Source organism: Anaerolineae bacterium, assembly GCA_013178165.1.
In the GTDB taxonomy this organism is placed as follows: domain Bacteria; phylum Chloroflexota; class Anaerolineae; order Aggregatilineales; family Ch27; genus Ch27.
Genome location: JABLXG010000008.1, coordinates 91,158 through 101,754 on the forward strand (window position 1 = coordinate 91,158; position 10,597 = coordinate 101,754).

Annotated in this window: 10 protein-coding genes; 8 read left to right on the forward strand and 2 right to left on the reverse strand. The window is 61.7% G+C overall.

Annotated elements, in window-relative coordinates:
• Nucleotides 1–84 precede the first annotated feature (84 nt).
• On the reverse strand, nucleotides 85–1,050 hold the full coding sequence (locus HPY64_08205; GenBank protein NPV67112.1) for a tagatose 1,6-diphosphate aldolase: 966 nt from the start codon (nucleotides 1,048–1,050) through the stop codon (nucleotides 85–87).
• 184 nt (nucleotides 1,051–1,234) lie between these two features.
• On the opposite strand from HPY64_08205, the gene HPY64_08210 reads away from it, so the two are divergent.
• From HPY64_08210 to HPY64_08245, 8 genes are all read left to right on the forward strand, one after another.
• Nucleotides 1,235–2,461, forward strand: coding sequence for a hypothetical protein (locus tag HPY64_08210; GenBank protein ID NPV67113.1), 1,227 nt, complete (start codon nucleotides 1,235–1,237; stop codon nucleotides 2,459–2,461).
• Nucleotides 2,462–2,573: 112 nt separating this feature from the next.
• Nucleotides 2,574–3,632, forward strand: coding sequence for an SIS domain-containing protein (locus HPY64_08215; protein ID NPV67114.1), 1,059 nt, complete (start codon nucleotides 2,574–2,576; stop codon nucleotides 3,630–3,632).
• A 149-nt stretch (nucleotides 3,633–3,781) separates the two neighbouring features.
• A complete protein-coding gene (locus tag HPY64_08220; GenBank protein ID NPV67115.1) occupies nucleotides 3,782–5,080 on the forward strand; it encodes a carbohydrate ABC transporter substrate-binding protein in 1,299 nt (432 codons plus the stop codon).
• A 106-nt stretch (nucleotides 5,081–5,186) separates the two neighbouring features.
• The gene (locus tag HPY64_08225) at nucleotides 5,187–6,074 is read left to right on the forward strand and encodes a sugar ABC transporter permease (protein ID NPV67116.1); all 888 of its coding nucleotides are present in this window, start codon (nucleotides 5,187–5,189) and stop codon (nucleotides 6,072–6,074) included.
• A gap of 23 nt (nucleotides 6,075–6,097) precedes the next feature.
• A complete protein-coding gene (locus tag HPY64_08230) occupies nucleotides 6,098–6,985 on the forward strand; it encodes a carbohydrate ABC transporter permease (GenBank protein NPV67117.1) in 888 nt (295 codons plus the stop codon).
• A 43-nt stretch (nucleotides 6,986–7,028) separates the two neighbouring features.
• The gene (nagA, locus tag HPY64_08235; GenBank protein NPV67118.1) at nucleotides 7,029–8,201 is read left to right on the forward strand and encodes an N-acetylglucosamine-6-phosphate deacetylase; all 1,173 of its coding nucleotides are present in this window, start codon (nucleotides 7,029–7,031) and stop codon (nucleotides 8,199–8,201) included.
• 23 nt (nucleotides 8,202–8,224) lie between these two features.
• A complete protein-coding gene (locus tag HPY64_08240) occupies nucleotides 8,225–8,968 on the forward strand; it encodes an SIS domain-containing protein (GenBank protein ID NPV67119.1) in 744 nt (247 codons plus the stop codon).
• Nucleotides 8,969–8,977: 9 nt separating this feature from the next.
• Nucleotides 8,978–9,952: an ROK family protein gene (locus tag HPY64_08245; GenBank protein ID NPV67120.1), complete on the forward strand. Its 975-nt coding sequence runs from the start codon at nucleotides 8,978–8,980 to the stop codon at nucleotides 9,950–9,952.
• Between the two features lie 18 nt (nucleotides 9,953–9,970).
• On the opposite strand, the gene HPY64_08250 is transcribed toward HPY64_08245, so the two are convergent.
• Nucleotides 9,971–10,597: a YesL family protein gene (locus HPY64_08250; GenBank protein ID NPV67121.1), complete on the reverse strand. Its 627-nt coding sequence runs from the start codon at nucleotides 10,595–10,597 to the stop codon at nucleotides 9,971–9,973.

Genomic DNA, 10,597 nt, shown 5'->3' on the forward strand with positions numbered 1-10,597 from the left:
TTTATCCCTTACCCTGCCTGGCCGTATGGGCGGGTATCCCGGTGTCGGCCCGGCGGCAATGCCCGAAGCTGGCGCGCTTACGGCTCAGCGATAGTGGCGGTACCACCCCTCGCTGACCGCCATCGGTTGGTAGAAATCCGTCCAGGGGCGGGCTTCTGCATTGGCAATGGCCACCAGCCGGCGCATGCGCTCGGTGGCTACCTCCGCCAGGAAGCGCTGCCGTTCCGCCGGGGGCATAGTGATGCACTCTTTCCAGATCGCCCGCCCGCCGATGAATCCGCTGGCGCCGTTCTGGCAGGCCACACGCACCTGCTGCTCGAACACGTCGAAATCCACCCCCGCGCTGAGCAGCGCCCACGGCACCCGGCTGGCCTCGCTGACCGCGGCGCAGGCCTCGGCCCAGGAGCGCGGGTCGCGGTCAAAGGCGACATCGACCGGGAACTCCAGCTTGAGGATGTCCGGCCCCAGGCGGCTCAGACGGGCGGCTGTTTCGCGCACCAGGCGGGGCCGCTGCCGGGCGAAGGCCTCGCTGGACCTGGGGACGGTGGCATCCAGGCTGTAGGTCAGCGGTTCCAGGTAGAAAGGGATGTCTTCCGCCCGGCACTGCTCCCGGACCCGGACAACCAGGGCATCCAGTTCGTCGGCCAGAGGGCCGGAATCGGGGTGGTAGTAGATGAGCAGCTTGACCGCCGACGCGCCCATACGCTTGATCTTGGCGACCGACCAGTCCGGGTCAAATTCGGTGCGGCGGTAGGTGGCATCGCCGGAATAGCCGCTTTCTTCCAGGGCCATCAACAGGCCACAATGGCCGGACATGTGCAGGGCTGCTTCCAGCCCATAGGTGGGATCGAGCAGTACCGCGCTGGCGATCTCTGAGAGCGCCACCGCTGTATCGCGCTTGATGGCGGCGGCGTCCTCAAAGGTAGCCGAGGGCGGCAGTAACTGGCGGTAGTTGTTGCGCTGGTCAAAGGCAAGGATGGCGAAGGTATGGTGGGACGTGCTGGTCGCTTTGATGCCGCGCAGTCTACCGGGTTCAAGAGCGATTTTCATGGTGGATTCCCCCCGATCCTTTGAGGTGATTATAGGCGAAAATGATTGTTTGTGCAATTATTTGACTGTTTATGACTTCTTGTTAGAATGAAAACAACCATTCGAACACGCCAATTCATCCCGTTTTCCCCGCTGTTCTTCCACCAGGGCGATCGGCCTGTTGGCCCTGGAAAGGTGTCTGGCCATGCACATCAAGACGATGATCGAGCGTATCATTGCCCTGCGGGAAACGCAGGGGATCACTCTGTGCCTGCTGGCGGTTTGCCCCAACTCAGAGGCTGTGCTGGAGGCGGCGGTGAAGGCCGCCGGGCGCAACCGCACACCCATGCTCTTCGCTGCCACCCTGAACCAGGTTGACCGCGATGGTGGCTATACCGGCTGGACTCCCGCTCAGTTTGTCGAGCGGCTGAACCACTATGCCGCCGTCTATGGCGTCGACCCGGAGACGCTGCTGCCCTGCCTGGATCACGGCGGCCCCTGGCTGAAAGACCTGCACACGATCAACTGGCTCAGTTTCGAGGAGACCTGGGAAGCGGTCAAAGCCTCGATCACGGCGGTGCTGCAGGCCGGGTACCGGCTGCTGCACATCGATCCGACGGTAGACCGCACCATCGCCGGGCCGCTACCGGTGGAGCTGGTGGTGGAGCGCAGCCTGGACCTGATCGCCTACGCCGAGGCTGAGCGCGAACGCCTGAAGCTGCCGCCGGTGTCATACGAAGTCGGCACGGAGGAGGTGCATGGTGGGCTGGTCAACCTGGACAACTTCACGCAATTTCTGCGCCTGTTGTACGCCGGGCTGGAGGCGCGCCAGCTCAGCCATGCCGCCCCGGCCTTTGTGGTGGCCCAGGTAGGCACTGATCTGCACACCACTGCTTTTGACCGCCAGGCGGCACAGCGGCTACGGGAGATTGTCGCACCGTATGGGGCGCTCATCAAGGGGCATTACACCGACTGGGTGGAGAATCCGGCGGCGTACAGCGAGGTGGGCATGGGCGGGGCGAATGTCGGGCCGGAATTCACCGCCGCCGAATTCGAAGCGTTGCAGGCGCTGGCCGCCCGCGAGGCCGACCTGGCGCGCACCGATCCCCGGCTTGTTCCCGCCGGATTCTTCGATCACCTGACAGAAGCTGTGGATCGTTCCAATCGCTGGAAGAAGTGGCTCCAGCCGGAGGAACAGGGCAAGGCGTTGCGGGAACTCTCGCCTGCCCGGCAGGAGTGGATGCTCAAGACGTGCGCCCGCTATGTATGGACGGATAGCGCTGTGGTCGCCGCCCGGCAGCGCCTGTATGACAACCTGAGTCCGGTCTTTCCAGACCCGCACGGGTATGTGGTAGACTGGATTGTAGGGAGTATTGAACGCTATATCGTGGCTTTTCATCTGTTTAACGCGCGGGTTTTCTTCTGCGAATAGAGGGTATTTCGGCGCTGAACCGGTTGACGGGCATCGGGAATCGTACTAGGATATATTCGTATACAATCACAAACAATCATATACGTTCATTTGCGTACGGAAGGCGGGGTCCATGGACGAGCGTGGCAAACACACGCTGGCCGAAATCCTGAGCCAGCCAGAGATCTGGTCAAACGCCCTCCAGGTGATCAACGCTCAGGCGCAGGCGCTGGGCGACTTCTGGGGGCAGAACCACTTCGAGCAAGTTCTGTTTACCGGCTGCGGATCCACCTACTATCTGGCGCAATTTGCGGCGGCGCTGCTGCGAAGCCAGTCGCATATTCCCGCCCGCGCTTACCCGGCCTCCGAACTCGCGCTTTTCCCCGACTCCTGTTTTGACCCCCAGAGCAACACCCTGCTGGTCGCCATCTCCCGTTCCGGAGAGACGACTGAAACGCTGGCGGCCGTCCGACTGTTCCGGGCACGTTACCGTGGCCAGGTGCTGGTGGTGACCTGCTACAGTGAGAGCGCCCTGGCAGCCGAAGCCAACCTGCTGGTCGCCATTGATGCGGCCCGCGAGCAAAGTGTCGCCCAGACACGCTCTTTCAGCAGCATGGCGCTGGTCAGCCAGGCGATTGCCGGGATATTCGCCGGGCAGGCGCTCGATCTCTCGCCATTGCCAGCAGTGGCCCGGCGGCTGCTGACTGACTACGGCAGTCTTGCCCGCGAACTGGGGGAAAACGGCCAGATCGAACGGTTCTTCTTCCTGGGGTCGAACGTGCTGTACGGGTTGGCCTGCGAGGCCATGCTGAAGATGAAGGAAATGTCGCTGTCCTACAGCGAGGCGTATCACATGCTGGAATTCCGGCATGGCCCGATGTCGATGGTCAACGAGCATGCCCTGGTGGTCGGTCTGCTTTCGGATCAGGCCAGCGCCCAGGAGACGGCCGTTCTGCGTGATATGCGCGCGCGCGGCGCATGTATCCTGGCCATCGGCGAGGCGCCGGGCGAGGATGTCGCCAGCCTGGGGCAGGTGGTGGCGCTGCAGACCGGGCTGCCGCTGGCGGCGCGGGCCATTGCCTACCTCCTGGTGCTGCAATTGCTGGCCTATTACCGCGCGATCTTCAATCAACAGAATCCTGATCAGCCGGCCAACCTGCACGCGGTGATCGTCCTGGAGCCACTGGTATAACGCGCAGGTGGCACTGAACCGAGCCGCGACCGGCGGGTTCCCGGAATAGTTCGGAAAAGGAGGGCAGCGCGTATCCAATAAAAGCGTCTGGTAAGCCTAACCGTCTCATCTAACGAACGTTCTTTGGTCCCAAGAGTAGGAGAAGAAGCATGTTAAGAGCCAAAGGAATTGTCAGTCTGGTTGTTCTCCTGGCGATGGTCGTAATCGCCTTGGGGAGCGTGGCTGCTCAGGAAGAGCAGATCGAGCTGGTATACTGGTCGATGTGGAATGAGACCGAAGGCCAGGCGTTGGTCATCCAGAAGTGGATCGCGGCGTTTGAGGCTGAACATCCCAACATCAAGATCAACGCCGTGTGGAACGGGCGCCAGAACCAGACGCTGGTGCGGACGGCGCTGGCCGGTGGGACAGTGATCGATATCGTCGATCAGGATGCTGACCAGATCGCCGGCGGCCTGATGCAGGAGGGCTTCGGCCTGCGGCTGAATGACTACCTGGAGATGCCGGCGCTGGATGAGGATGTGCCGCTGAAGGATGTCTTCCTGCCCGGCACGCTCGATCTATTCGCCATGGACGGGGACATCTACCTGCTGCCGTACATCTACAACACGGTGCAGTTCTGGTATGACAAGCGGGTCTTCCGGGAAGTCGGCATCGAAGTGCCGCTGACCTGGGAGCAGTTCCTGGCGAATAACGACAAACTGCGGGAAGCGGGCTATGCCCCCATCGCTGCTGAAGGCAACGAGCCGTTCTACTCCACCTTCTACCTGGCCAACATGGTGGCCCGCATCAAAGGCCCTGGCTTCCTGCTGCAGACGGCTGAGGATCGCACCGGCGAGATGTGGCGCGACCCGGTTTACCTGCAGACCTCTGAGATGCTGCGCCTGCTGTGGGACCGCGGCGACATCCCCGCTGTGACCCTGGGCTATGTGTGGCCGCAGGGCCAGAACACCCTGGCCTTTGGCGAGGCGGCGCAGTCGCTGGTTGGCTCCTGGCTGCCGATTGAGCTGGCGAACATGGTCGACCCCGGCTTTGAGTGGGGTGGCTTCAACTTCCCGGCGGTGGAAGGTGGTGAGGGGTCAGTGAACGATACCCAAGCCCTGCTGCTGGCGTTCATGATCATCAAGGATACACAGCATCCGGATGAGGCGGCGGAATTCCTGCGCTTCATCATGACCAAGGAAAACCAGCAACTAATGGCCGATGAATCGCTGGTGGGTGTGACTCGCCAGGGTATCGAGTGGGCGCCGGCGATCGCCGATGCTCAGGCCGCAGCCATGAACGCCGAGAGGATCTTCCCGGATGTGGATGGTGTCTACGCCAAACATGCGGAATACCTGAACACGATTCTGGGGGTCAACTACTCTGAACTGTGGCAGGGCAAGATCACGCCTCAGGAATTCGTCGACAAGATGGCAACCCAGTCGGCGGAATACTGGGCCACGCACTAGTCGCCTGTTGCCAATAGCACGTCCGGTGGGGACGGGAACACCCCGTCCCCACCATCGATTATTCCCGTTTTGATTGCGCGTTGAGCGTATAAAGGGGGGAGGGTAGATGAGAATTTCCAAGCGCCTCATCATCCTTTTCTTGCTGCCCGCCAGTGCCCTCTATTTCTGGTTTTTCCTGGTGCCGACCTTGTCCGCTCTGGGCTACAGCCTGTACGACTGGCGCGGGTTTGGCACCAACCAGACCTTTGTTGGCCTGAGCAACTATTCGGAGTTGTTTAACGACCGGCTGTTCTGGCGCAGCATGTCCAATACAATTCTGATTCTGTTGCTGGGCGGGCTGATCACCTTCGGCCTGGCGTTTGTGATGACCATGCTGGTCACCTCCGGCATCAAGGGTCGCAAGCTCTTCCGGGCCATCATCTTTTTGCCGAACGTGATTGCGGTCATCGCCCTGACAACGCTATGGGGCTACCTCTACACGCCCAAGTTCGGGTTGCTGGGCGCTTTTTTCGATCTGATCGGGCTGGATCAGCTGGCGGAATTCCCCTGGCTGGGGCCGGATACGATCTTCTGGGCGATGCTGGTGGCGATCATCTGGATTGAAGTCGGGTTCTACCTGGTGCTGTTCCTGGCCGGGGTGGATAAGATTCCCGAAGATTTCTACGAAGCTGCCCGCCTGGATGGCGCCAACCAGTTCCAGATGTTCCGGCTGATCACCGTCCCGCTGCTCTGGGATGTGATCACCGTAGGCATGGTGCTATGGAGCATCTATGCCGTCAAGATCTTCGAATTCCCGTTCTCGTTCACCGGCCTGGAGCCGAACGTGAATTCGTACACGGTAGCCGTGTACATGTATATTCTGGGCTTCGGCCAGCGCCAGCCCATCTACCGCCTGGGCTACGCGACTGCTGTCGGGGTCATGCTGTTGCTGGTGGTGATCCTGGTGGTGATGGTGCTGCGCCGGCTTATGCGCCGTGAACAGCTACAGTATTAGGTGGAACATCGCAGGAGGCGTCCATGGTTGAGCAAGCCGTGAGCACTGGACTATCGCCACAACCCGCCCGCACCGCGCTTTCGGACCGCCGATGGATTCGGCATATCCCCGCCTATCTGGTGCTGGGTGGCTGGTCGCTGTTCACTATTTTTACGATTGGCTGGATCGCGCTGGCCTCCCTGAAGTCCAACCGGGAAGTCTTCCGCGAGCCGTGGAAGCTGCCGACCAGTCTGCAGTTCGTCAACTACGAACGCGCCTGGAATAGCGCCAAGCTGGGGGAAAACTTCTTCAACAGCGTGCTGATTGTCGGCGTCTCGGTGCTGGTCATCCTGCTGGTCAGCGCCCCGGCTTCTTATATTCTGAGCCGGGTCAAATTCCGGGGCAGGGAGCTGATCACCATGATCTACATCGCCGGGATTGGCATCCCCTATCCGCTGCTGTTCATCCCCCTGTTCGCCATGCTGGCCGCGATGGGGATGACCAATTCCAAAGAGGGGTTGATCCTGGTTTATGTCAGCCTGTCGATACCATTTACGGTTTATATCCTGACAGGCTTCTTCTCCACCCTGCCGGTTGACCTGGAGGAAGCGGCGGTCATTGACGGGGCGAGCGATTTCCAGGTGTTCCGCCATGTGATGCTCCCCCTGGCCTCTCCCGGAATCCTGACGGCGGCGATCTTCAACTTCATTGGCCTGTGGAACGAATTCCAGCTTGCCCTGATCTTCATCCAGGATCCGGCCCAGCGGCCCCTGTCGCTGGGGTTGTACTCGCTGAAGAACTCGATGACTTACACCGGCGACTGGGTAGGGCTGTTTGCCGGGGTGGTGCTGGTGATGGCTCCCACGATCCTGTTGTTCATCATTCTCTCTGAGCGGATGATCTCCGGGATCACGATGGGGTCGGTGAAGTGAAGCGCTAGCCCTGTCCATCCGATTGAAGGGGGAGAATCTGACCATGCGCACGCTTGTTGCAGGTGGCAGGGTGCTGACGCCTGCTGCGCTGCTGCCCGACCACGCTGTTGTGATGGAAGACGGCCGGATCGTCTCGATTACCAGAGGCCGGCCAGAAGGTTCCTTTGACCGGGTAATTGATGCCTCCGGTATGTGGGTGGTTCCCGGCTTTATCGATGTGCATGTGCATGGCGGGGATGGGTTTGATGCCATGGATGCCACGCCGGAGGCGCTGCTGGGCATGGGGCGTTTCTTTGCCCGGCATGGCGTGACGGCCTACTATGCTACCACAACCAGCGCTCCCGCTGATTCCATTCTGGCCGCGATCGAAACGGTGATGACCACGCCGCAGCCTCGCGATGGCGCCCGGCACCTGGGCGTGCACGTGGAAGGCCCCTACCTGAATCCGGCCCATTGCGGCGCGCAGCAGGTCAGCGACATGCGCGATCCTGACCCGGAGGAATACGGCAACTGGCTGGAGAGCGGCGTGGTCAAGCTGGTGACCGTGGCCCCGGAACGACCCGGTGTGATGGAGTTTATCAGGGAAGGTGCCAGAGAAGGGGTGGAGTTCGCCGTCGGGCATAGCGGCGCCAGTTACGAGCAGATGCTGGAAGCGGCCAATCACGGGCTGCGACAGGCGACCCATACCTACAACGGTATGCTGGGGCTACATCACCGCGAGCCGGGCACACTTGGCGCTATCATGACCGATGACCGCATCTACGGCCAGTTGATCTGCGACGGCATCCATGTTCACCCGGCTATGGTTAAGCTCCTGATCCGCGCTAAGGGCGCCGCGCGCACAATCCTGATCACCGATTCTATCCGCGCTGCTGGCCTGCCGGATGGCGAATACGACATCGGCGACGGCCAGATCGCTACCGTGCGGAATGGCATCGTGCGCGTGCCCAGCGGCAGCCTGGCCGGGAGCACGTTGACCATGGATGCTGCCGTGCGGAACGCGATCGCCTTCACCGGCATGTCGCTGCAGGAAATGCTGCCGATGGCGACATCGGTTCCCGCGGAAGCGATGGGCCTGGCTGGCAAGAAGGGCGTGCTGGCGGTGGGGGCTGATGCCGATCTGGTGCTGCTTGATCCCGATCTGTGTGTCCGGATGACGCTGGTCGCCGGGGAAGTTGTTTACCGGGCCGGTCAGGAAGCCGCGAGCGTCGGTTAAGCTTTGTTGGAGAGAGAATTGCTATGGCTCTGTTGCACGATTATGCTGAACAGGTTACCGCGTTGCTCCACCGCCTTGTGGATGAGGAAGCGGAAAACATCCGGAAGGCGGCGCAGATTCTGGCGGATGCTATCGCCGGGGATGGGCGGATTTTCGCTTTCGGTTGTACGCATTCCTCCACCGTGCTGCAGGATATCCTGGTGCGGGCCGGCGGACTGATGCTGATCAATCCGATCTTTGCGCCGGGTCTGGAGGCGATTGATACCCACCCCGTGACGCTTTCCTCAGCCATCGAGCGGCTGGAAGGGTACGCCGCCGGTATCCTGGACAATACGCCGATCCGGGCCGGGGATGTGTTGATTCTGGTTTCAGTCTCCGGGCGCAACGCGGTTCCGGTAGAGATGGCGATGGAGGCAAAGGCGCGCGGGATCAAGGTGATTGCCATGACCTCCATGACCTACACGCAGTCCGTTGAGTCGCGCCATTCTTCCGGCAGGAAGATGTACGAATTCGCTGATGTGGTGCTGGACAACAAGGCTCCCAAGGGGGATGCCATTCTGTCGGTGGCGGGGGTTCCACAGCGCATCTGCCCGGTTTCCGGGGTGACCGGCCCAGCCCTGCTGCAAATGCTGGTGGCGGCTACCGTGGAGGAACTGCTGGCGCGGGGCGTCACGCCGCCGGTATTCCTGGCGGCCAATGTCGAGGGCGGGGATGAGTACAATGCCGCCCTGCTGGCGCAGTATAAGGACCGCATTTTCTACCTGTGAGGGGCAATGGTGAGTTCTGATTCCCTGGCGCTGGGGATTGATATTGGCGGCTCCAATACCAAGATGGGGCTGGTCAGTCCGGAGGGCGTCCTGACCGATGTGCGTCGCATGCCAACCGAGGCACGGGGCAGCGATCCGGGGCCGTTCCTCAGTCGCTTCCTGCCGCTGGTGGATGAGGTGTTTGCAGCGGGCGAGGGGCGGCTTATCGGCATTGGCGTTTCCATGCACGGCGCGATTGATGAGGAACGGCGCGGGCCGATCGCTTGCAACAATACGCCGGCGCTGCGTGGCCTGAACATGCGCGGACTGCTGGAGGAACGCTATGGCCTGCCGGTGGTGGTGAATAACGATCTCACCGCGCACTCACTGGGCGAATACCGCTTTGGCACCGGGCGCGGATCGCGCCGGTTCATGGCCCTGGCGATTGGCACAGGATTAGGAGCCAGCATCATCCTTGATGGCGAGCCACTGCGCTTCGGGTATGGCACGGCAGGGGATACCGGACGGCTGATCCTTGACCCGGATGGCCCGGTTGACGTGTACGGGGTGCGTGGTTCGGCGGAAATCCTGTGCGGCGTGCCGGGCATTGAACGGCTGGCCCGGATGCACTACGGACGCGATGTCCCGGCGCGGGATGTGATCACCGCTGCACGCGAACGCAGCGACGAACGGGCGGTCGCCATCATCCAGCAGATCGGCGCTTACCTGGGCTTTACCCTGGCTAACCTGAGCATGATCTTCTATCCGGATAAGGTGGCTCTGACCGGTGGCACCGCTGAGGCCGGGGAGGTGCTGCTGGAGGCCGTCCGCAAGCGCTTCTACGAGTTGCTGGGTGACTACTACCGCATCGTCTCCGAATTGACCGGCGGGGCCATTCGCCCGGTGGAAATTGTGCTGGGGAGGGGCGGCGAAACAGGCATCCTGGGAGCGGTGGTCGAATTGCTGCCCCCGGCGGGCCAACCGCCTGATCCGCAGTCGCCATGACAGCGCGGGATGATTCGCTCAGGCTGCCGCCGGCGGTTTGAGCCTTTCAATGGTCTTGACCACGGCGCGGTTAGCCAGGTAGGCGCACAGGCTGGCCGAGATCACGACCCAGGCGGGCAGGAATACCAGCAGGCTGACCGCGCCGATGATCAGCACCGGCACGAGCGCGCTCAGGGCGAGGCCGGGGCAGCGCAGAAACAGCACGGCGCTGTTACGGGTGGCGATCAGGAAGCGCCGGTCAGTCTGTTCCAGCAACAAAGGAAAGGTGAATAGCTGGAGTTCGGCCCAGATAGCCCCGGCGATCAGGATTGGCCAGCGTATCCAGCTCAAGGCCGGGATTTCAAGCTGGCTGTAGAACTCATAACTCACGCCCAGGACGATGAAGACCGCAGCATTGATCAGGCCCCAGCGCCAGCTGAGCCAGAAGTGCTGGCGGAAGCCTTCCCAGAAGACGCGCCAGTTGCCGCCGCTGCCGTGCGCCAGCCGGTTGGTCGCGTGGAACAGGCCGCCCAGGGCGGGGATGGCTGTGATCAGCGGCACAGAGCACAGGAACCAGGTCAGGTTGATCAGGATCAGATCGATGGTGTCGTAGTAGGCATTCCAGAACTGGTCCTGAAGCACGCGATCGCTCATCCGACGGGACAC

Coding starts and splice junctions, on each gene's coding strand:
- HPY64_08215 (NPV67114.1), top strand. CDS start 2,574: ATGGACGAGCGTGGCAAACACACGCTGGCCGAAATCCTGAGCCAGCCA.
- HPY64_08240 (NPV67119.1), top strand. CDS start 8,225: ATGGCTCTGTTGCACGATTATGCTGAACAGGTTACCGCGTTGCTCCAC.
- nagA (NPV67118.1), top strand. CDS start 7,029: ATGCGCACGCTTGTTGCAGGTGGCAGGGTGCTGACGCCTGCTGCGCTG.
- HPY64_08210 (NPV67113.1), top strand. CDS start 1,235: ATGCACATCAAGACGATGATCGAGCGTATCATTGCCCTGCGGGAAACG.
- HPY64_08205 (NPV67112.1), bottom strand. CDS start 1,050: ATGAAAATCGCTCTTGAACCCGGTAGACTGCGCGGCATCAAAGCGACC.
- HPY64_08220 (NPV67115.1), top strand. CDS start 3,782: ATGTTAAGAGCCAAAGGAATTGTCAGTCTGGTTGTTCTCCTGGCGATG.
- HPY64_08230 (NPV67117.1), top strand. CDS start 6,098: ATGGTTGAGCAAGCCGTGAGCACTGGACTATCGCCACAACCCGCCCGC.
- HPY64_08225 (NPV67116.1), top strand. CDS start 5,187: ATGAGAATTTCCAAGCGCCTCATCATCCTTTTCTTGCTGCCCGCCAGT.